The organism is Rahnella sp. 2050 (assembly GCF_040544515.1).
Classification (GTDB): Bacteria; Pseudomonadota; Gammaproteobacteria; order Enterobacterales; family Enterobacteriaceae; genus Rahnella; species Rahnella aceris.
Genome location: NZ_JBEPKE010000008.1, coordinates 110,693 through 132,228, shown reverse-complemented (window position 1 = coordinate 132,228; position 21,536 = coordinate 110,693). Strand labels below are relative to the sequence as shown.

Below are 21,536 nucleotides of genomic sequence, written 5' to 3'. Positions count from 1 at the left end.
TTACAGATCTGTCCACATGTCCGCACAACGCATTCAAAAAGCACACGCAACACCGGCAAAAGCCATGCTGGCCTCCGTCACCGGCTACGCCATGGACGGATTTGATTTATTGATCCTCGGTTTCATGCTCCCGGCTATTACCAGCGAATTTGGTTTGTCTTCCTCACAAAGTGGTTCGCTGGTGACCTGGACCCTGATTGGTGCCGTACTGGGCGGCGTCATTTTCGGACCTATCAGCGATCGTTTCGGCCGCATCCGGGTACTGACCTTCACCATTCTGATGTTCTCCCTCTTCACCGGTTTATGCGCTTTCGCACAAGGGTACTGGGATTTACTGATCTATCGCACTCTGGCTGGTGTCGGCCTGGGCGGTGAATTTGGTATCGGCATGGCGCTGATTGCAGAAGCGTGGCCGGCGGAAAAACGTAACCGCGCCTCGGCCTATGTCGGCATGGGCTGGCAGCTCGGCGTGCTAATGGCCGCCTTCCTGACACCGATGCTGTTGGGCATTATCGGCTGGCGCGGCATGTTCCTGGTCGGACTGTTACCGGCGCTGGCCTCTTTCCTTATCCGCCGCACAATGGGCGAACCGGAAGCCTTCGTAAAACACACTGCCAGCAATAATGATGGCTCACTGTTTAGCCGCATTAAGTTACTGTTCCGCGATAAAGTCACGACCAAAGCCAGTATCGGCATTCTGATCCTGTGCTCTGTTCAGAACTTTGGTTATTACGGGCTGATGATCTGGATGCCGAGTTATCTGTCGAAAAACTTTGGCTTCTCACTGACCAAATCTGGCCTGTGGACCGCCGTGACGGTTGTCGGTATGACCTTCGGCATCTGGCTGTTCGGCATGTTGTCGGATCGTTTCCCGCGCTGGAAAATCTTCCTGATTTATCAGATTGGCGCTGTCGTGATGGTGGTGTGTTACGCGCAGTTGTCTGACCCGACGCTGATGTTGTTCGCAGGCGCGCTGATGGGGATGTTCGTGAATGGCATGATTGGCGGTTACGGCGGCCTGATTTCCGATCTCTATCCGGTACGTGTCCGGGCGACGGCCCAGAATCTGTTATTTAATCTCGGACGTGGCGTCGGTGGTTTTGGCCCGCTGGTGATTGGAATGCTGGTGGCACAGGTGTCATTTACCGCAGCAATTACCTTGCTGGCCGCGATTTATCTGCTGGATATTTTTGCCACTTTATTCCTGTTGCCGAAAAAGCAGGGGCAGGATGATGTCTTGGGGGCGATCGGCTGAGGAATGGCTGGCGCTTTGGGCTGGAAGGAAGATTTTACAGAAGTAATTTTTATAGACATAAAAGTTGGGGGCACTGTTTTCACAGTGCCCCCGGTTCGTTTTATAGCAATCCAGCTACCTGAGTGCTCCCTGCTCAATCCCTGAAAACTTTTCCTGCGGTTATCCTAACCGGCTGTCCTTTGCATCGTCCAACTTTCATCCTGACGGTCTGTCCTAAGTCATCCTGACTGATGTCCCTTGGTCATCTGTGACCCGCTCAGCTTCCTTTGTGAGCTCTCTTCTCCGTCCTGGAGGTGTCCCTGGTTTCGTCCTGAAACATCCTGGCATAATCCGATGCCGTCCTGACTCTTCCTGAGCCGTCCCCTTTTTTATGAATCAGCCATCATCCTGATGTTCTGCTTCATGCTTCCTTAGTGCCTGACTAGAATCGTTGATTTCGGCCTTGGGAGCAAGGCAGGCTGTAAGCCAACCTCAGCGGGCGTAAGCCGTCTCACAACCAATAAATCAACCAACTAATTGATTTTATTTATGAAAATTATTTTAACCAGGAAGTAATTAAGTCAAATTAGCGAGATCTCTTACAGCCTTTGTGAGAGATCTCTCACACGCTTGTGAGCCATTTGTGCTCTGCGGGATGGGTCGTTCAGATGATGTTGCTCAGGCGGGACAAACAGCGGTCAGCATTGTAAGGAATTCTGATAACGATGGCGAGAGTATAGTTCGTTTTTTACTGCCGAACTGTTCCAGCACGACATTACCGGTCACATTGCATAACGAAACCAGATCCAGCTCGGAATCTGTGGTCGCCAGAAAAAGGGTAGGTGTCAGCTTCAGCCTCTTTTGCGTGACCAGATGCCCGATCAGATTTTCCTGCAAACGGGTGAAATCTTCCTGGCTCCAGACCTGCAACAACGTCAGCGGATTTCCCTGCCAGCTGGCGGTCATGTCCCCTGCATACTGTGTCGTGTAAAACTCATGCGCCTCAGGACGCAACTGTAATTCCAGCGCCCGTTCTACATTTTGCAAGGTCGCATCAGGGGTAAACGTCTGTGTTAGCCAGAAGACCTTGTCTTCATCTGTTTTGACCACGCACGGCGAATCCACACCAAAAAGGGCTTCACTGGCGGGCGGCATGCCGGTTTCCTGTTGCCAGAGATCGACATAACGTTGAGTAAATTCACGCAATGCTACAGAAACTTCAGACTCCATAATTCTCTCATCTTCCGGTAAGGCTGGGGTAAACTAGGGATTATTCTCTATTGTACCTATTTCGTAAGGTGACAGCATGTCCTCATATCAGGATAACCCCGCCCTAGCGCAACTGACGCTGGGTAAAAGTACGGCTTATGTCGATCAATACGACGCGTCTTTATTGCAGGCCGTTCCGCGCAGCATGAACCGTGAACCGCTGGGTTTATATCCGGACAACTTACCGTTTCATGGCGCAGATATCTGGACGCTGTATGAACTGTCGTGGCTCAATGCCAAAGGCCTGCCGCAGGTTGCCGTGGGTGAAATCAGTCTGAATGCCAACAGCCAGAATCTGATCGAATCCAAAAGCTTCAAGCTCTATCTGAACAGCTTCAACCAGACCGTTTTCGCGGACTGGCAGGCGGTCAAGGAAACATTAACCCGTGATTTAAGCGCCTGCGCGCAAGGCGAAGTCACGGTGAGCGTCAGCCGTCTGTCTGAGATTGAAGGTTCAGCGGTTGGGCATTTTGACGGTGTTTGCATCGATGAGCAGGATATTGAGATCGACAGTTACGAGTTCAGCACGGATTATCTGGCCAATGCTAAAGGTGCTGAGATCGTTGAAGAGTCGCTGGTCAGTCATCTGCTGAAATCCAACTGCCTGATCACCCATCAGCCAGACTGGGGTTCCGTTCAGGTCCAATATCGCGGCCCGAAAATCGACCATGAAGCGCTGCTGCGTTACCTGGTTTCTTTCCGCCATCACAATGAATTCCACGAACAATGCGTTGAACGCATCTTTAATGATTTGCTGCGTTTCTGCCAGCCGGAAAAGCTTGCCGTTTATGCGCGCTATACACGCCGCGGTGGTCTGGACATCAATCCATGGAGATCCAACTTCCCGTTTGAACCTGCAACCGCGCGACTTGTCAGACAATAATGCGAGACGTTGCTCAAGAACTGAGCTAACGCTCTGTCAGCATTGGTAAAAGCCTGATGACGGGGTTACTGTTAAATCGCGTACGGCGCAAAAAATATGATCCGAAAAATCATGCGCCGCAATCAGGTAGCAGAAAGAATCACTGCACCCGTTGGTGTCAAGGAGCAACTTTGATTACACATATCAGCCCGTTAGGCTCAATGGATTTGTTGTCGCAGCTGGAAGTCGACATGCTCAAACGTACTGCGAGCAGCGACCTCTATCGTCTTTTCCGAAATTGTTCACTGGCCGTGCTTAACAGCGGCAGCCAGACTGACAGCAGTAAAGAGCTTCTCGACCGTTACGAAAGCTTTGATATCAATGTGCTGCGCAGAGAGCGTGGCGTGAAACTGGAACTGGTAAACCCACCGGAAGACGCATTTGTGGATGGCCGGATTATCCGCTCATTACAGGCCAACCTGTTTGCTGTACTGCGCGATATTCTGTTCGTGAGCGGGCAAATTGACAACGCCGGTCGTTTTCAGCACCTGAATACCAAAAACTCAGCGCATCTGACCAATCTGGTGTTCTCTATCTTACGCAATGCCCGCGCCCTGCATCTGGATGAAGATCCGAACATGGTGGTTTGCTGGGGCGGACATTCAATTAATGAAATTGAATATCAGTATGCCCGTAACGTCGGCAGTCAGCTGGGTCTGCGTGAACTGAACATTTGTACCGGCTGTGGCCCGGGCGCAATGGAAGCCCCGATGAAAGGCGCCGCCGTCGGCCACGCGCAACAGCGCTACAAAGCCGGCCGCTTTATCGGCATGACAGAACCGTCGATTATTGCTGCTGAGCCGCCTAATCCACTGGTCAACGAACTGATCATCATGCCGGATATCGAAAAACGGCTTGAGGCGTTCGTGCGCATTGCGCACGGGATCATTATCTTCCCTGGCGGTGTAGGTACCGCAGAAGAATTACTGTATCTGCTGGGCATTCTGATGGATCCGGAAAACAGCGATCAGGTTTTACCGCTGATCCTCACCGGCCCGAAAGAAAGCGCGGATTACTTCCACGTTCTTGATGCCTTCATTAAAGAAACGCTGGGTGAAGAAGCCTGTAAGTTCTACACCATCATCATCGACGATCCGACAGAAGTCGCCCGTCAGATGAAACGCGCCATGCCGCTGGTGAAAGAAAACCGTCGTAACAGCGGAGATGCCTACAGTTTCAACTGGTCGATTCGCATTGCGCCCGATTTGCAGCACCCGTTCGAACCGAATCATGAAAACATGGCGAACCTGAATCTTTATCCTAACCAGCCACCGCAGGAACTGGCCGCCGCACTGCGCCGCGCCTTCTCCGGTATTGTGGCCGGTAACGTGAAAGAATTTGGGATCCACGCCATCGAAAAACATGGTCGCTTCAAGCTGCACGGCGATCCGGCTTTAATGAAAAAAATGGACAGCCTGCTGCAAGGTTTCGTCGCCCAGCACCGTATGAAATTGCCGGGCAGCGCATATATTCCTTGCTATGAGATTTGTGCCTGACCGACCGATCACACGGCAAGTCACACTTCTAAAGCAGATCTAAGGGCGACGCGAGTCGCCTTTATTATGGAGATTAACATGGCAATACATCTGCTGATTATTGATGCCCTGAACCTGATCCGCCGTATCCATGCGGTTCAGGGTTCGCCTTGTCTGATTACCTGCCAGAACGCCATAGGTCAGCTGATTCAGCATACTCAGCCCACACATGCCGTTGCCGTATTTGACGAAGATGACCGGGCAGACAGTTGGCGTCATCAGTGTCTGCCCGACTACAAAGCCGGGCGCTCACCAATGCCAGATAATCTGGTTGCGGAAATGCCCAGCCTGAAAGCCGGTTTTGAAGGGCTAGGCATTGCCTGCTGGCATTCTGCAGGTAATGAAGCAGACGACCTGGCGGCAACACTGGCCACGAAAGTGTCATCCGGCGGCCATCAGGTCACCATCGTTTCAACCGATAAAGGGTACTGTCAGTTACTGGCACCCAATATTCAGATCCGCGATTACTTCCAGAAACGCTGGCTGGATATGCCGTTTGTTCAGGAAACGTTTGGCGTATTGCCACAGCAACTCACCGATTACTGGGGTCTGGCCGGGATCAGCAGCAGTAAAATCCCGGGAGTGCCGGGAATAGGCCCGAAGACGGCGGTCACGTTACTGACGCAGACCGGATCGCTGGATGAGCTTTACGACAATCTGGAAGGCGTGCCGGAAAAATGGCGTAAAAAACTCGAAGAGCACCGTGAACTGGCGTATGCCTGCAAACGTGTATCAACGCTGCAAACCGACGTCGCGCTGGATGGCAATTTGCAGCAACTGCGTTTGCCATAAAAAAGCACTTCTCAAACGCAAGTGTTCAGGAAGGATACTCTGAATAATTTGAATTGCAGGCAGGTGGCAAGTAAGTGATTCGGGCGAACGCACGCAGCCCACGCCCCTGCAGTTCAAAGTATGACGAGTATCAGCGATCACGCTCGTCGCGGCGTCCGCCAATAGCCGACCAGAAACGGCGGATATGCACGGTGACTTCTTCGCGATCGTGATAAAGCTGCTTCGCGAAGATCTCGGCATTCACGCCATTTTCTTTCAGACGTTCGTCGATGCGTTCAAGAATATTAGAGACTTCTTCGTAACGCTTTTTCATCGGCAACTTCAGGTTAAAGATCGCCTCACGGCACCAGCCGTTGACCAGCCAGTCACACATCAGCGCAGCCACTTTAGCCGGTTTTTCGACCATGTCACACACCAGCCAGTAGTTCTTAGTGCTGGTGGATTTGTAACGGAAGCCGTCTTCACGCAGATGAATCACCTGACCGGTTTCCATCAGGCTGGGTGCCATCGGACCGTTGTCGACAGCCGTGACCATCATGCTGCGTTGTGTCAGCTGATACGTCCAGCCGCCAGGACACGCGCCTAAATCCACCGCGTACATGCCACTTGCCAGACGTTCATCCCACTCATCAGCCGGAATAAAGACATGGAAAGCTTCTTCCAGTTTCAGCGTTGAACGGCTTGGCGCTTCGGAAGGAAACTTGAGGCGCGGAATACCCATATAGAACGGTGAATTGTTATTGCTGTAGGAATACCCCACATAGCAGCAACCCGGGGCGATAAAGAACACATGCACTACCGGACGCAGCGCATTCTCTTTCTTGCCCAGCACTTTGCATTCGCGCATCGCGGAACGCAGCGGCACAGTCAGTTTGCGGCAGAACTTGGTCAGCTCTTTGCTTTCATTGGTATCAGGCACTTCAACGCGAAGCTCACCACCGTTGGTAATCACGTTCTGAACCATGCCGACAATCGGAGAAACACGATCTTCCGGCGGCAAATCTTTCAGCAACTCTCCCACCACGATCAACTGACGGGCAAAAATCAGCTCGCGGAAGGGCAGTTCTTTGGCGATACGGTCAGCATCATCTGGTTGATAGCATTCAAACAGCACATAACCGCTGTTTTCTTTCACGCGGGCAAAACCGAAGATTTCCATCTTCGCAGCTTTGTCAGTAATTTCTGCTGCGCATTCTTTTTCAAAACCCTGACGGCAGTAGAGAGCAAGTTTATTCATGGCGTTCGGCCTTTTTCTTCAGGCGCAATGCGCCGATCAACAACAAAATCCAACCGACCAGGAACAAGGTACCGCCAATCGGAGTGACAAAAACGAACAAACGGAGATGTGACAGCGCCAGACAATAAAGGCTGCCGCTGAATAAAACGGTTCCCAGCGCTAAAAAGGCGCTGCTCCAGTAGAACCACACATTGCGCTGGCGCTGCATCGCAACACCCAGAATCATCACTACCAGCGTATGAATGCTTTGATAAGTTAACCCGGTATGGATCCATGCCATTTCCGCTTCGCCGAGCGACTGGCTCAACACATGTGCGCCAAAAGCACCGAAAGCGACGTAGATAAAACCGCTGATAGCGGCGAAAATCAACATTGAACGACTGGTCATTATGCGTTACCTGTTATCGTTATTTGCTGATGAAAAACCTGATTAATCAATCTCATCAGCAGACTCAGGACTTTCTATCCCCAGGAATCAGGCCTGATCGAAACGAAAGCGCAGTTTTTCCTGCTCGCTGGCTGCACGGGCGAGGATCCACTGACGAAAGGCGGCTATTTTACCCAGTTCTGCCTGACTGTCATGACAAACCAGATAAAAAGCATTTTTACTAATTAAAACTTCACTGAACGGACACACCAGACGTCCGGCCTCAATCTCAGTCTGTGCCATGACATTATTCACCAGCGCAATACCCTGCCCGTGAACGGCGGCCTGAACCACCATCGCACTGTGGCTGAAAATAGGCCCCTGCTGCACATTCACCTGCTGCAACCCAAGCTGTTTGGTGTACGCCAGCCAGTCCCGACGGGAAGCATCGTGCAGCAGTGTGTGATGACTTAAATCGGCGGGTTCCTTCAGCGGATTATCCCCCATCAGCAACGAAGGAGAACAAACCGGCAGTAAATACTCCGCATACAATCGCTCTGCCCGTAGCCCCGGCCAGTTACCCCGACCATGGAATATGGCGACGTCGACATCGTCGGCCAATTTATCTTCTTCACGGTCTACCGCCTGGATGCGTACATCGATGCCCGGATAAGCTGAGTTAAAGCCAGACAATCTTGGCACCAGCCATTGAATCGCAAAACTGGGCGGTAAACTGACGGTCAGCGCGCCTTTGGCACTGCGTGCCTGAAGTTTACGTGTGGCCTCATTCAGAGCAGAGAATATCTCTTTGATATCCAGATAATAGCTCTGCCCTTCTTCGCTCAGTAACAAAGAGCGATTGCGGCGGCGAAACAGTTTTAACCCTAAAAAGTCCTCAAGTGACTTAATCTGGTGGCTAACAGCGGCCTGCGTGACGAACAGTTCCTCGGCAGCCTTAGTAAAACTAAGGTGACGCGCTGCGGCATCAAACACCCGCAGAGAATTCAAAGGCGGTAAACGTTTTGACATAGAATGGATACTTCTTATTCGCCGGTTAGCGGAACGCCTGTCCGTGGGTTTAGGTATTAGTTTTTTTAATCCGAGACATTATAATTTGTCCGTTGAGGATGTACAGGCAAAAACCTATAGTGGCGCCACTTCCTGAGCCGGAACGAAAAGTAGATTGGTATGAGGATGCTGAAATACTTTTGGCTTGTGGTTGTGATGTTGTGTTTGCAATTGTCTGGCAATCCAGACGCGTAGCTTGAATGCTACAAACTTTTCACTTCCTGTACATTACCCTGTCTGTCCAAAGTGATTTTTTAGCACCGCAATTTGCGGTGCTTTTTTTTTTGCTTTTTTTGCTGCATAAAGGACGCAAAGAAAACACCAGGCAGCAGAATGGCGAGCGCATAATGTGACAAAACCGGCTTCCTCGCAAGAGGAGCCGGTTTTGTCACAAAGCAAAATGTGAGGTTACCTGAGCGACTGACTCAAGGTGTTCACGTCAGGAATCAATTCCCTTCTGCCATTTCTTTGATTTCAGATTTATTGATCTGCTGCTTATTGCCATACGCATCGGTATAACTGATCATACCGGTATCACTGTCGGTGCTAGGTTTGCCTTCAGCAACAATGGTGCGGCCATCGTTGGTATGCATCACGTAGTTGCTCGAACAGGCGGCAAGTGTTGTCGTCAGCAGTGCAGCTGAAATTACGGCGGCGATCTTCTTCATCATAGACTCCTTGCAGATTAATATGCTTCAAATTCCTGGTTAGACTCCAGGCTAATGCTTCTAGTCTTCGTAATTCAGCATAACAAACCTCTGATGAATTTCCAGGTAACCATTCCTAAAATGAATAAGCGGCTTGTGTTACAGATAAACCTGTATTTTTAACTCAGGCCGAAGGATCTGATTTCGTATGACTGATTTTAACCCCGCAGATTTTCGTCAACAGTTTCCTGCGTTGTCTCAGGGGCAATGTTATCTCGACAGTGCAGCCACCGCCCTGAAGCCGCAGGCGGTGATCGAGGCCACTGTAAATTTCTACTCTCAGGAAGGAGCCACCGTGCACCGCAGCCAGTATCATGCGGCGCAAGCCCTGACAGATGACTACGAGCAGGCCAGAAGGCTGGTGGCGCAGTGGATCAACGCGCCGCATTCCGCAGATATCGTCTGGACGCGGGGAACCACGGAGTCCATAAATCTGGTGGCACAAAGCTGGCTACGCCCCCGACTGCAACCGGGTGATGAGATTATTGTCAGTCAGGCGGAACATCACGCTAACCTCATTCCGTGGCTGATGGTCGCACAACAATGTCAGGCGCAGGTGATCACGCTGCCAGTGGATGAGTGCGGCATTCCTGATATCACCGCCCTTTCCGCCCTGCTGAACAACAAAACCCGCTTGCTGGCACTGACGCAAATGTCGAATGTTACCGGCGGAATACCCGATATAGCCCGTGCCGTTGAACTGGCACACGCTAACGACACGCCCGTTCTGATCGATGGCGCACAAGGCGTTGTTCATTGTTCGCCAGACGTTCAACAACTCGATATCGACTTTTATGCCTTCTCCGGCCATAAGCTTTACGGGCCGACAGGCATCGGCGTGCTGTATGGCAAAACTAAATTGCTCGAGAATATGGCACCGTGGCAGGGCGGCGGGAAAATGCTGACCCAGGCTTCCATGACCGGTTTTACACCGCAGGCCGTGCCCCACCGCTTCGAAGCGGGTACGCCTAACATTGCCGGTGTGATCGGGATGTCAGCAGCGCTGAAATGGTTAAAAACCGTAGATCTGCAAGCGGCAGAGAAATATACACAAAATCTGGCGAGTCTGGCTGAAGAGCAGCTTACGCAGATTGAGGGTTTCCGCAGTTTCCGCTGTCAGAATGCCTCACTTCTGGCATTCGATATCGCCGGTGTGCATCACAGTGACCTTGTGACATTGCTGGCTGAACAAGGCATTGCCTTGCGCGCCGGACAGCATTGCGCCCAGCCATTGATGGATGCTCTGGGCATCAGCGGAACATTACGGGCTTCATTTGCGCCGTATAATAATGAACAGGACGTTATACGGCTGGTCAGGGCAGTAAAATATGCTTTCGATCTGTTAGCCGACTAATTCATTCTTTGGGGAATACCATGTTAGCGCCACATCCTTTCGGCCATGAGATCACTGAATCCTCACTGACCGAAAAATTCGCGTCATTCCGTCAGTGGGAAGACCGCTACCGTCAGTTAATCCTGCTGGCGAAATCTTTGCCACCGCTGGATACGACGTTGAAAACGCCGGAAAATGAGCTGTCTGGTTGTGAAAACCGGGTATGGCTAGGCGCGGAAAAAGCGGTGAATGGAACAATGCATTTCTATGGTGACAGCGAAGGAAGGATCGTTAAAGGTTTGCTGGCAGTGCTACTGACCGCCGTGGAAGGCAAAACGCCAGACGAGATTTTAATGCGGGATCCGCTGATGCTGTTTGATGTATTGGGGTTGCGTGAGCAACTGAGTACCAGCCGCTCCAGCGGGCTTCATGCGCTGGCAGAAGGCGTAATCGCCCTGGCTCGTCAGGCTGCCTGAGCCTGACGCTGCGCCTTAGCCATCATCTTCTTCAATACGTGGGATACCGCGACAAAACCAAACGTCGCGGTAACCATCGTTGCAGCCCCAAAACCAGACGAGCAATCCATGCGTTTAGGGCCTTCTGCGCTTGCCTTTGCAGCACATACCGAGCCATCAGCCTGCGGGTACATCAGCGGCTCGCTGGAAAACACACAGTCAATTCCGAGCTTACCTTTGCTGTTTTTCACCACGTTGAAATCATTTTTCAGACGTTCACGCAGTTTTGCCGCCAGCGGATCCTGAATGGTTTTCGCCAGATCCACGACAGCAATTTGGGTCGGATCAATCTGACCACCCGCACCGCCCGTCGTCACCACCGGAATTTTATAACGACGGCAATAGGCCAGCAGCGCGGCTTTAGGCCGGACGCTGTCGATAGCATCAATGACATAGCTGAACCCTTGATCGAGCATCTCCGCCACGTTATCCGGCGTAATAAAATCATCAATGCAGGTGACTTTGCACTCCGGATTAATCGCCAGAATGCGCTGCGCCATAATTTCCGTTTTTGCCTGCCCGACGTTTTCACGTAACGCATGGATTTGACGGTTGGTGTTGGTCACACACACATCATCCATATCAATCAGCGTGATCGCGCCAATACCGGTGCGGGCCAGTGCTTCCGCAGCCCATGACCCCACTCCGCCAATACCAATCACACAGATATGCGCCTGCGAGAACAGCTCCAGCGATTGCTGACCATAAAGCCGGGCAGTTCCGCCAAAACGTTGCTGATAAGCGTCGGAGTAAGTCGCTGTCATGAAAAGATAAACCTCAGTGCGTTCGAAGACTTTGTCGTTTGAAATCTAGTTGGATGGCGCGTATGCCGTGAACAACGGCTTGCCGTTCTGCGCTGATTTTAACACCCAGACGCGTCCGTAGTGATTATAAAATCCTGCGGAGTGGCCAGCGTCAGGACCAATCCCCTGATACATATCGAAATGTTGTCCTTTAATCGCACCACCAACATCCAGTGCGACCATCAGACGCATATGATATTTACCGGTAAACTTGCCTTTATCGTTAAGCTCCGGCACTTCCGCCAGCAAGGTAGTACCCGCCGGGATCAGCGAACGGTCAGAAGCTACAGAGGCTTTGGCAATCAGCGGCACACCGCTGGCACCGCGAACTGGCGCGAAAGGTTCAGGCTTGAAGAAAACGAATGACGGATTCTGTTCCAGCAATTCACGCACTTCTGCCGGGCTGTGAGTATCTGCCCACTGGCGGATCGCCTGCATAGACATATTCTCACGCGCCACTTCACCGCGGTCGATCAGCACTTTGCCGATACTGCGGTAAGCGTGACCATTCTTGCCCGCATAACCGAAGAACATGAACGGGCGACCATCGCCGTAATCGACATAACCGCTGCCCTGTACTTCCATCATAAAGTTATCCATCAGGGAGTTGGTCCAGGCCACCACATAGTTATCACTCAGGGCACCGGAGTAAATCGAAGCACGATCGGGCAGACGACCGCGTTTAGGCGGCATACGGTACAGCGGATACTGGAATTCGCCCTGACGGGTGTAGCGCGCCTGCACAACTGGCGTGTAATAGCCGGTCAGTTGCACGTTACCAAAATTGTCAGCACCTTCCATCTGATAGGCGCTGATGCCGTACTGGCTAAGATTGCGGGTATCAGCCCCGGAGCGCAGCCATTGTTCAACAGCCTGGAATGTCGTGTTATTACGGCCATATAAAGAAGAAGAGGCAATTTGTACCGCAGCGACCTGATTAGAGTAATCCAGCGCGTTTACCGGCTTGCCTGTAGCATTCGGCTCATTCACATATTCAAGCGCATTATCCAGACGGCCATCTTTATACTGCTGGCCCCGGTCAGTCGGTCGCGAAGAACACCCCGCCAGCACCGCTAACACCAGACCACCCAGCAGATATTTATTCCAACGTCCTTTCATTATTGCCGCGCTCTCTTACTTTCAGGGAAATGACTGGCGAAACGATAACAAACGCCCTATCAGAAAGGAATTGCCACAGCCGAAAAAAGTGTACTGAGCCAAATTGAACACCAAACGGCGATTTTGTGCATAAAAAGCCAGCAACTAAGTGCTTTATTTGAATAAATTCAAAAAAGGGTTGCACGAAATCTCATGGGGAGTATAGTTCGCCTCCATCGGACGCGGGGTGGAGCAGCCTGGTAGCTCGTCGGGCTCATAACCCGAAGGTCGTCGGTTCAAATCCGGCCCCCGCAACCAATTCGATATCGATGCACAAAATGCCCGGTTGAATTGTACGATGAATTAAAGCAGTATACGGACGCGGGGTGGAGCAGCCTGGTAGCTCGTCGGGCTCATAACCCGAAGGTCGTCGGTTCAAATCCGGCCCCCGCAACCAATTCGAGACAGACGCATAAAGATGCTCAGTTCGAATAATGTGATGAAATAAAGCAGTAAACAGTAGTGACGGACGCGGGGTGGAGCAGCCTGGTAGCTCGTCGGGCTCATAACCCGAAGGTCGTCGGTTCAAATCCGGCCCCCGCAACCAACTACTAAGAATCAGTGAAAAACATCAGGCACCCTAACGGGTGTTTTTTTGTATCTGAATTCCGGCGAAGCGCGGAATAATCACCCCGCCCCCGCGCGACTCATCCCATCGTCGACATCCCGCCTTGTGCGAAATACGCTTTGATCCCGGCCAGAATTGACTCCGCCACCTGCTGCTGAAAATGCGCAGTCCGCAATTTTTTCTCTTCATTAATGTTACTGATAAACGCCGTTTCGACCAGAATCGACGGAATATCCGGCGCTTTCAATACCGCGAATCCGGCCTGATCCACTTTATTTTTGTGCAGATGATTAATCTTTCCCATGCGCGTCAGCACTTCTTTGCCAAATTTCAGGCTATCGCTGATGGTTGCCGTCTGAACCAGATCAAACATCGTGTGATCCAGATACCGGTCGCCACTTTTACTGACGCCGCCTATCAGGTCAGATTCATTCTGCGTTTGTGCGAGAAAACGTGCTGCGGAACTGGTGGCGCCTTTGGTCGACAACGCAAAAACCGATGAGCCTCTTGCTGCCCGACTGGTAAAGGCATCTGCGTGGATAGAGATAAAAAGGTCTGCCCGCAGTTTTCGTGCCTTTGCCACGCGGACTTTGAGCGGAATAAACACGTCTTCATTGCGGGTCATATGCGCTTTCATATTGGGTTCACGCGCAATCAGCTTCTGTAATCTGCGGCCAATCTGCAACACGACATCTTTTTCACGGGTCTTGTATTTGCCAATAGCTCCCGGATCTTCACCGCCATGGCCGGGATCAAGCATAATCACCAGTGGCCGGCTTCGCCCCGCCTGGCCGTCTTTCTTCGTTTCCGGCGGTAATGTTCTCGCGACATCTCCGCGGTTGTAATCTTCCAGTAACGCCAGCAGCGGATCATCCTGAGCACTGATCTCACCTTCTTGCGGATACAAATCGATCACCAGCCGGTTATGGAATTCAGCGACCGGTTTCAGCGTGAAGACATGCGGATTGATTGTACGCTTTAGCTCAAACACCAGACGCACCGTTTTGGTATCAAACTGCCCCACCCGCGCCTGCCGGATGTAAGGATCACTTTGCTGGATTTTTTCACCCAGTCCCTTGAGCACACTGTTGAGATGCACGCCTTCGATATCCACCACAACGCGTGGCGGATCACTGAGCAGAAACTGCTTATATTTTAAGGGCGTGCTGGATTCGAGGGTGATTCGGGTATAAGTAGACGAGGGCCAGATGCGTACGGCAATAACCTGTGAGCTGGCCGCAAAACCTACTTTACTCACGCTGAGCATCCAGGAAGCAGCTACGGTTTGCAGGAGGCGTCGTCTTCCGGGATTATGAGTATCGTCAGTCATGCAGTCTCAAAAAGGTCAAAAAGTTAAAAAAAGATGATAAAAAACTCAATTTACGAATTCTAACGAATCATATCCTGCATGTCATTCCTAAACATTTAGTCTATTTATCAATTTGTTGTATGTTTGTGATAGGGGTTAAAACAAAAACAGAGATTTCTTACTTGCCACAGGGCCATAAAAGAATAAAAATACAAAAATTACGAATAAAAATTCATACGAGGTTTTGCCGTGAAGGAACGTAGTACTGAACTGGTCCAGGGATTTCGCCACTCAGTTCCCTATATAAATGCTCACCGTGGCAAAACATTCGTTGTCATGCTCGGTGGAGAAGCCATTGAACATGAGAATTTCAGCAATATTGTCAATGATATCGGCCTGTTACACAGTTTAGGCATCCGTCTGGTGGTTGTTTATGGCGCCCGACCACAGATTGATGAGAACCTTTCTGAGCATAATTACGAACCGATTTATCATAAAAACATCCGCGTCACCGATGCCCGCGCGCTCGAGCTGGTTAAGCAAGCCGCAGGTCTGCTGCAGCTCGATATCACAGCGCGACTTTCGATGAGTCTGAATAATACGCCACTCCAAGGTGCGCACATCAACGTCGTCAGCGGCAATTTTATCATTGCTCAACCACTGGGCGTCGATGACGGTATTGATTACTGTCACAGCGGCCGTATCCGCCGTATTGATGAAGAAGCGATTCACCGTCAGCTCGACAGCAATGCCATTGTCTTGCTTGGCCCGGTGGCAGTTTCGGTTACCGGTGAAAGCTTCAACCTGACTTCTGAGGAAGTAGCGACACAACTGGCAATCAAACTGAAAGCGGAAAAAATGATCGGCTTCTGCTCTTCTCAGGGGGTAATCAACGAGGAAGGTAATATTATTTCCGAACTGTTCCCTAATGATGCACAGCAAAGAATTGATCAGATGGAATCCAGCGGTGACTATCTTTCCGGCACCGTTCGCTTCCTGCGCGGCGCGGTGAAAGCCTGCCGCAGTGGTGTACGTCGCAGTCACCTGATCAGTTATCAGGAAGACGGTGCGCTGGTTCAGGAACTGTTCTCGCGAGACGGTATTGGTACGCAAATCGTGATGGAAAGTGCCGAGCAAGTGCGTCGTGCAACCATCAACGACATCGGCGGCATTCTGGAACTTATCCGGCCGCTGGAGCAACAGGGTATTCTGGTGCGTCGTTCCCGCGAACAGCTGGAAATGGAAATCGATAAATTTACCATTATCGAGCGGGATAACCTGACCATTGCCTGCGCAGCGCTTTACCCCTTCCATGATGAAGGGATTGGCGAAATGGCCTGCGTGGCGGTTCACCCGGACTACCGCAGCTCTTCACGCGGTGAAATGTTACTGCAACGCGTTGCCAGCCAGGCGAAACTTATGGGGCTGAACAGGCTGTTCGTACTGACGACCCGCAGTATTCACTGGTTCCAGGAACGTGGCTTCAAGCCAGCAGAAGTGGATGTGTTGCCGATTCAGAAACAAGAAATGTACAACTACCAGCGTCGCTCCAAAATACTGATCGCCGAACTGTAAAAATCTCACCACCTTTCCTCCGTGGTAAAAAAGGACGCTCTTGCGTCCTTTTTATTTTTCTTTGCACATCAGCACGTTATTTATCCGTGTGCGGTTCCAGCACCTGTTGCAACGTGGAGGTGTCAGGCCAGGTTTTAAAGCCCTCAGGCACCGCATATTGTGGGATCTTGCTATCGTTGCCTGAGACCTGCGAAAGCATCGCCAGACCATCCTGCTTCATTACAGCCTGATCGAAATAATCCGCCAGTTGAGTTTGAGTCAGCCTGGCAATAACCCGGATCACATTCGTGCGGGTATCAAATTGCGGATTTCCGCGACTGAAATCATTCCCCAGACGGTCGGCTTCCTCATCTAGCGTCTGCGGATTTTGCTGCATTTCATGCACCAGTCCCTGTTTATATTGCAGAAACTCATCATCCTTCATTTCACGCAGACGTTTTTCGGCCTGCTGATAAAATGCCAGATAGCGCTGATACAGATAGTCAGGTTGCTTGCTGTTACTTTGCAGCAGGAAACCAATCCCCCACTGTTTTCCTACCGGAATAGGGAAAGCAAACACGGCATAACCCAGCTGTTCCTGTGTCCGAAGCTGGCTGTAGAACCATGGCTGAATAATCTGTCCCAGCAATGCACTGTACGCCATGCTCTGAACTTCATCATAACCGGTGGGAACATATACCGCTGCCAGTGCTGAGTCCGAACTTGTCCCGATACGCTGGATATTTGCTTTCAGCGGCTGAGTCACTACAGCCTGCTTTCCGCGCCACCACCGTGTCCCATGCGCGCCCAGCTTTTGCATAATTTGCTGAGACATCGCTTTAACCTGATCAGCCGTCATGTTCCCCACAACCATCATTTCCACGGCAGCATGGTGAACCAGTTGTTCACGGTAAGCGTTCACATCATCCAGTGTGATGGCAGAAACCAGCTTTTCACGCTCGCTGCGCTCGGTGTAAGGCACCCGCGAAAGTAACTGAACCGGTTGCAGCGCCAGCTCAAACGCTTTTCCTTTATCTGCTGAAGCTAAGCGTTCGAGATACCATGATTTCGCCTGATCAAGCTGTTCCTGAGTCGGTTTGAAATCGGGGTAGTTATCAACCAGTGCGGCCAGTAAATCAGGCAGACACTCGGTAAAACCTGTGGCAGTAAACTGCAAACCGTTATCCGGAGATGTCCCGAACGTGATCCCGCCAATGGATGCCTGATAACTCAGCTGATCAAAAGCCACGCCGGTGAGGTAATCCGTCAGGCCATAGAGCACCTGATTTTTAGCCGTGCTGAGCGACTGCTCATTGCGGAAAGAAACAGTCACATTGGCTTTAGGCTCATCAGCAAAATAACGACTCGGCATGTAGAACACACGCAAACCTTTATCTTCAACCAGCAGCTCAGGTTTCGTCGCCGTCGAATCTTTAGTGACCAGCGCAAGTGAATCAGGAATGTACGGATTCAGCGCTGGCAGGGACAGCGAAATCCCCTTCCCCAACGTCTGCCACTGCGAGTAGGTTTGCGCGGAAACTTTATCAATTTCATATGGCGCATTAACGAAGTAGGCCACTTTATTGTGCGGCTCGTTCGGACTGATGATCCAGTAACGCGCATTTTGCGGCGTCATTTCTGTTAGACGTGCCTCAATCGCTTTGGGGTCATACTGGTCAGTCAGATAAGGTGAGTCGAGAACGTGTTCGACAGGAACCCGCAACATGGTGTCCACCAGCCATTCGACATAATCCATATCACGCGTCAGCGCCGGATAGCGGAAGTCGAGCGCCATAACGTGGGCAATTTCATCAAAATAGGTTTTTTTGATGCCCTGAGCGCGTATTTCGTTGAGATAGTTGAAAATGGCTGCAATAACCGTATCGCGCTGCGCCAGTCCCTTATCAGTCAGGGAAACAGAGATATTGAATACGCCCATATTACGGTTAACCATCGGGTCCGCACCTGCGCTGATCCCATCGGCATAGCCTTGCTTCTGTAACCAGTCTGATAAGGTATTCGGGCTGCGGTTACCCATCAGATAGCTGATATAGGTGTCGGTTTTACTGCGAAAATGGGCACTATTATTATCAATTGCAAATTCAACCCGTAATTCTTTGCGCGGCTGTGCAGGAACGAAATGGATAAACTCACCCTTTTGGTCTGCTGTTAATGTCGGGACCGTAATCGGCGGCACAGCTGCGTGGTGATTGGCAATCTGACCAAAGGTTGTGGCGGCCAGCTCAGCAAGTTCAGGCAACGGTTTATTACTGTAAATCACACCGACCATCAGGTTGGCAGAATAGTAGCGCTGATAAAAAGCCGTCAGCTGATCATGAAGCTTACTGCCCGGTTTATCTTTCAACGTATCCAGGTTTCCGCCTGAAAAACGGGACGCCGGATGCCTGGGATTTAATGTCTCTGCGCGAACTTGCGCCATCCGCATGCCGTCACGTGATCGGGCCATGGTCAGTTCAGCGTTCACCGCATTACGCTCACGGTCCCCGTTGGCGGGGTCTAACAACGGTTCACCGATAGCATCTGCAAGGCGATCTACCGCTTCTGGCAAGGCATCGTTTTCTACTTCAAGATAAAACGCGGTACGGTAAGAAGCAGTGCTGCCATTGTGGCTGCCACCGTGTTTCTTAAGGAATTCAGACAGACTTTCCGGCTGAGGATATTTCTTCGAGCCCATCAGTAACATGTGCTCAGTATAGTGGGCAAGACCCAGCTGAGAATCAGGATCCTCCAGCGAACCGACAGGAATGGCGAGCGCGGCGAGTGATTTGGGGGCTTGAGAGTCAGAAACCAGCAAGACGGTCATATCATTAGCCAGTTTAATTGCCTGATACTGGCGAGGGTCGTTCTGACTTTTATTGATAGCTTGTGCAAAAGGCTGCCAGTCGGCTGCACTTGAAACAACAGGGGCCCAAAAGGTCAATAACAACAGTACCCCGGAAATGCGGGTAACGTGTTTTAACATTGCCACTCTCCCTCAATCGAATAAACGTGCCACACGGGCAATAAATATACAGCTCACCGGTAGATGAACCTCAACAAGCTGTTTTGAGCGGTTAAGCCTGCTAAGCCCCCGCAGAAACAGGATAGTTGTGAAAAAAATCGAATCGGGATTTTCTTCCTATGTTCCGTCACGTTTTAACCATAAAGCCAATTACTCCCTATAGGGAAAAATAACCCTGTTAAACCACTCTAAGCTGTTAGCCCGCCATTGCAAGTGGCTTAACAGTATTTTTGTCCGGTAATATGCGGCTTACAGGCACAACTTCAGGGGCCAAAATTGCATATTAAGCGCTGCAATATTGCCTGATATTTTGCCGGCGTTTGAATTGTCGCAGTGACCAGCTTGCAGGATTGTGCATCTGAAATGCCTGTAAACCGATATTCCCAATCTTTCGCTAAAGGCTCCGTCCCCTTTCCTGCCACTGAATATGCTTCAAGCTGGGAATGTGCTTCTGACCACGCCTGCTGAACCTGCCACTGACGCATAAACCCATTGCTCAGTGATTGGTAATAATTCAGGAGCCCCAGAATGGAAACTGACAAGAACAACATGGCGATGAGCGCTTCCGTGAGGCTGAAACCTTGCTGTGCTGAGTGGTTTTCATTCATTGCAGATCTGCTCATCAGCCTCAGGACAAAAATCCAGCCATCCCTGTGTCAGCGGTGAAAAAATCAGATTTCCACCAGTCTGTTTTTTAATACTGACTTGCTGATACTGCATAACCGGCTCATTGCCTTCAGCTATGCGTCCCTCACCACGAACCAGAAAGATATCCTGACGCAATGAAGGCCGGGTACACGTCCTGCCACTTCCTGAAACAATGAGGCCTGCGGGCACATCCCGGCACTGCCAGAGAGGTTCGCGGCTGTCTTTCCATGACTGGCGGATACCCCATGCTAATGCTGAGGCTGCATTTTCCCGGGCAATGACATAGCGATGCTGATTTGACGTCAACGCAAGCCCGGCGGAAAGTTGCTGTTGCAGCGAGTTAAGGGCAATCAGCCCTAATCCCATCATCACCAGAATACTCAGGATCATGGCGCTCCCCCGCTGTCTGGACGAATCGCGCATTTTTTCTGCTGTCATAAGACGTGGCCTGCAATCATCTCGGTCACCTGCCGGTGGATGAAAGGATTTTTGCTCCAGCTGGCTTCAAGTTGCAGAGAATACAAGCGGCCGGAGCCACTTGCTGCGACCTCGGTTACCACGAACCGGGTCACGCTGACTTCAGCAGGGTCGAGGAGTTTTTCCCAACCTCCACTGCTGCAATCATCCGCCCCGCGCTGGATCTCAATACCGCCCTGACGCAAACGGTAACCAAAGTATTCAGAGTCCGCCGTCCCGGGCTTATCCCATGTTCCGTTGCGGTTCAGGTCATAGATAACAAGGATGCAGGAGCTGGTTGCTTCACCCGCAGCGTTGCCGATGATGACAGATTTACCCTCGCAGGTTCCGTTACAGAAACCGGCCCGACGAATATCTTTGCCAATGGCAAAAGTAGTCTGGCGCAACAGTTGCTCGAGCTGATAATGTCGGCCCAGACTCTGGCTTCTCTGGCGCATCAGCGGATAGATTTGCGCGGCACTGAGCATCAGCATGCTGCCAATCCCCATCGCAATCATGACTTCAGGCAGCGTGAATCCCTGACAACGGGCTAAATTCACTGGCATAAGCCGATACTCAGTAAAGGCTGATTTTCACTACACGTACGTAACCGTCCTCTGACAGAAAGTACGATTCGCAAACTACCCGCTGAATTTTTTAGTGTGATATGTCCGGCAAGTGCGGCATTACGCAGGCCGTAAAAACCCATGGTTTTTTCACTGACAGCGAGTAACTCCACACCGGGTTCATTGATGGCGAATATTTTACCCACGGCACTATGACAACCTGAAGGGCGGGTTCCGCTACCCACACATCCATTAGCACCGGCAATGCCCCATAAGACAGCAGAACGATTGTAATTATTGGCTTCGGCCTGCACCCCGTACAAATACAAACGCAGTTGCTGCGCAGATTGCTCAAGCTTTAATGCCTGCTGATAATCGCGCCAGGTGTGGATTCCCCACAATGTGCACATGGCGACCAAAGTCACAACAACCATCATTTCTATCAGCGACATCCCCTCTTCCCCTGCCCGCTC

20 protein-coding genes and 3 tRNA genes are annotated in these 21,536 nt (G+C 51.2%); 10 read left to right on the top strand and 13 right to left on the bottom strand.

Features of this window, described 5'->3' with window-relative positions; genetic code table 11:
- The first annotated feature begins 16 nt into the window (after positions 1-16).
- On the top strand, positions 17-1,255 hold the full coding sequence (locus tag ABIC79_RS22260; RefSeq protein WP_241916713.1) for an MFS transporter: 1,239 nt from the start codon (positions 17-19) through the stop codon (positions 1,253-1,255).
- Positions 1,256-1,912: 657 nt separating this feature from the next.
- On the opposite strand, the gene syd is transcribed toward ABIC79_RS22260, so the two are convergent.
- Positions 1,913-2,464 carry a SecY-interacting protein gene (gene syd, locus ABIC79_RS22255; RefSeq protein ID WP_013574184.1) on the bottom strand — a complete coding sequence of 184 codons (552 nt, stop codon included), beginning with the start codon at positions 2,462-2,464 and terminating at the stop codon, positions 1,913-1,915.
- Between the two features lie 76 nt (positions 2,465-2,540).
- Between syd and queF the strand changes: the two genes are divergently transcribed.
- From queF to xni, 3 genes are all read left to right on the top strand, one after another.
- Positions 2,541-3,386, top strand: coding sequence for an NADPH-dependent 7-cyano-7-deazaguanine reductase QueF (gene queF / locus ABIC79_RS22250; protein ID WP_112152495.1), 846 nt, complete (start codon positions 2,541-2,543; stop codon positions 3,384-3,386).
- A gap of 170 nt (positions 3,387-3,556) precedes the next feature.
- Positions 3,557-4,921 (top strand): nucleotide 5'-monophosphate nucleosidase PpnN, encoded by a 1,365-nt coding sequence (gene ppnN, locus ABIC79_RS22245; protein ID WP_013574182.1) that lies wholly within the window; start codon positions 3,557-3,559, stop codon positions 4,919-4,921.
- 78 nt (positions 4,922-4,999) lie between these two features.
- Positions 5,000-5,752 (top strand): flap endonuclease Xni, encoded by a 753-nt coding sequence (xni, locus tag ABIC79_RS22240; protein ID WP_354568530.1) that lies wholly within the window; start codon positions 5,000-5,002, stop codon positions 5,750-5,752.
- Positions 5,753-5,882: 130 nt separating this feature from the next.
- Here xni and rlmM read toward each other — a convergent pair whose 3' ends face one another.
- The 4 genes from rlmM to ABIC79_RS22220 form a co-directional block, all read right to left on the bottom strand.
- Positions 5,883-6,989, bottom strand: coding sequence for a 23S rRNA (cytidine(2498)-2'-O)-methyltransferase RlmM (rlmM, locus tag ABIC79_RS22235; protein WP_013574180.1), 1,107 nt, complete (start codon positions 6,987-6,989; stop codon positions 5,883-5,885).
- Positions 6,982-7,377, bottom strand: coding sequence for a DUF423 domain-containing protein (locus tag ABIC79_RS22230; RefSeq protein WP_013574179.1), 396 nt, complete (start codon positions 7,375-7,377; stop codon positions 6,982-6,984). The genes rlmM and ABIC79_RS22230 overlap by 8 nt, the downstream gene beginning before the upstream one ends.
- 87 nt (positions 7,378-7,464) lie before the next feature.
- Entirely contained in the window at positions 7,465-8,385 is a 921-nt protein-coding gene (locus ABIC79_RS22225; protein ID WP_013574178.1) for a transcriptional regulator GcvA, read from the bottom strand.
- A 485-nt stretch (positions 8,386-8,870) separates the two neighbouring features.
- Complete coding sequence (locus ABIC79_RS22220) at positions 8,871-9,092, bottom strand: YgdI/YgdR family lipoprotein (RefSeq protein WP_013574177.1); 222 nt, start codon at positions 9,090-9,092, stop codon at positions 8,871-8,873.
- A gap of 187 nt (positions 9,093-9,279) precedes the next feature.
- Between ABIC79_RS22220 and csdA the strand changes: the two genes are divergently transcribed.
- Together csdA and csdE are read left to right on the top strand one after the other, a co-directional pair.
- On the top strand, positions 9,280-10,485 hold the full coding sequence (gene csdA / locus ABIC79_RS22215) for a cysteine desulfurase CsdA (RefSeq protein WP_112197716.1): 1,206 nt from the start codon (positions 9,280-9,282) through the stop codon (positions 10,483-10,485).
- A gap of 20 nt (positions 10,486-10,505) precedes the next feature.
- Complete coding sequence (gene csdE, locus ABIC79_RS22210; protein WP_119261290.1) at positions 10,506-10,940, top strand: cysteine desulfurase sulfur acceptor subunit CsdE; 435 nt, start codon at positions 10,506-10,508, stop codon at positions 10,938-10,940.
- On the opposite strand, the gene tcdA is transcribed toward csdE, so the two are convergent.
- Both tcdA and mltA read right to left on the bottom strand, forming a co-directional pair.
- A complete protein-coding gene (gene tcdA, locus ABIC79_RS22205) occupies positions 10,928-11,743 on the bottom strand; it encodes a tRNA cyclic N6-threonylcarbamoyladenosine(37) synthase TcdA (protein ID WP_119261289.1) in 816 nt (271 codons plus the stop codon). The genes csdE and tcdA overlap by 13 nt on opposite strands.
- 45 nt (positions 11,744-11,788) lie before the next feature.
- Positions 11,789-12,901, bottom strand: coding sequence for a murein transglycosylase A (gene mltA, locus ABIC79_RS22200; protein WP_112152498.1), 1,113 nt, complete (start codon positions 12,899-12,901; stop codon positions 11,789-11,791).
- 220 nt (positions 12,902-13,121) lie between these two features.
- Here mltA and ABIC79_RS22195 point away from each other — a divergent pair.
- From ABIC79_RS22195 to ABIC79_RS22185, 3 genes are all read left to right on the top strand, one after another.
- Positions 13,122-13,198: transfer RNA gene (locus ABIC79_RS22195), tRNA-Met, on the top strand.
- A gap of 62 nt (positions 13,199-13,260) precedes the next feature.
- A tRNA-Met gene (locus ABIC79_RS22190) sits at positions 13,261-13,337 on the top strand.
- Positions 13,338-13,410: 73 nt separating this feature from the next.
- Positions 13,411-13,487, top strand: a tRNA-Met gene (locus tag ABIC79_RS22185).
- Between the two features lie 100 nt (positions 13,488-13,587).
- Here the strand turns inward: ABIC79_RS22185 and amiC are convergent.
- Complete coding sequence (gene amiC, locus ABIC79_RS22180; RefSeq protein WP_119261288.1) at positions 13,588-14,838, bottom strand: N-acetylmuramoyl-L-alanine amidase AmiC; 1,251 nt, start codon at positions 14,836-14,838, stop codon at positions 13,588-13,590.
- Between the two features lie 228 nt (positions 14,839-15,066).
- On the opposite strand from amiC, the gene argA reads away from it, so the two are divergent.
- Complete coding sequence (argA, locus tag ABIC79_RS22175; RefSeq protein ID WP_013574171.1) at positions 15,067-16,392, top strand: amino-acid N-acetyltransferase; 1,326 nt, start codon at positions 15,067-15,069, stop codon at positions 16,390-16,392.
- Positions 16,393-16,468: 76 nt separating this feature from the next.
- On the opposite strand, the gene ptrA is transcribed toward argA, so the two are convergent.
- The 5 genes from ptrA to ABIC79_RS22150 form a co-directional block, all read right to left on the bottom strand.
- Positions 16,469-19,354 carry a pitrilysin gene (gene ptrA, locus ABIC79_RS22170; RefSeq protein ID WP_119261287.1) on the bottom strand — a complete coding sequence of 962 codons (2,886 nt, stop codon included), beginning with the start codon at positions 19,352-19,354 and terminating at the stop codon, positions 16,469-16,471.
- Between the two features lie 302 nt (positions 19,355-19,656).
- The gene (locus ABIC79_RS22165; protein ID WP_153376604.1) at positions 19,657-20,001 is read right to left on the bottom strand and encodes a prepilin-type N-terminal cleavage/methylation domain-containing protein; all 345 of its coding nucleotides are present in this window, start codon (positions 19,999-20,001) and stop codon (positions 19,657-19,659) included.
- Positions 19,994-20,479, bottom strand: coding sequence for a YgdB family protein (locus ABIC79_RS22160; RefSeq protein WP_354568523.1), 486 nt, complete (start codon positions 20,477-20,479; stop codon positions 19,994-19,996). Before ABIC79_RS22160 ends, ABIC79_RS22165 begins: the two co-directional genes overlap by 8 nt.
- Entirely contained in the window at positions 20,476-21,063 is a 588-nt protein-coding gene (locus ABIC79_RS22155) for a prepilin peptidase-dependent protein (protein WP_354568521.1), read from the bottom strand. Before ABIC79_RS22155 ends, ABIC79_RS22160 begins: the two co-directional genes overlap by 4 nt.
- Positions 21,054-21,515 (bottom strand): prepilin peptidase-dependent protein, encoded by a 462-nt coding sequence (locus ABIC79_RS22150; RefSeq protein WP_112197926.1) that lies wholly within the window; start codon positions 21,513-21,515, stop codon positions 21,054-21,056. The genes ABIC79_RS22155 and ABIC79_RS22150 overlap by 10 nt, the downstream gene beginning before the upstream one ends.
- Between the last annotated feature and the right edge of the window lie 21 nt (positions 21,516-21,536).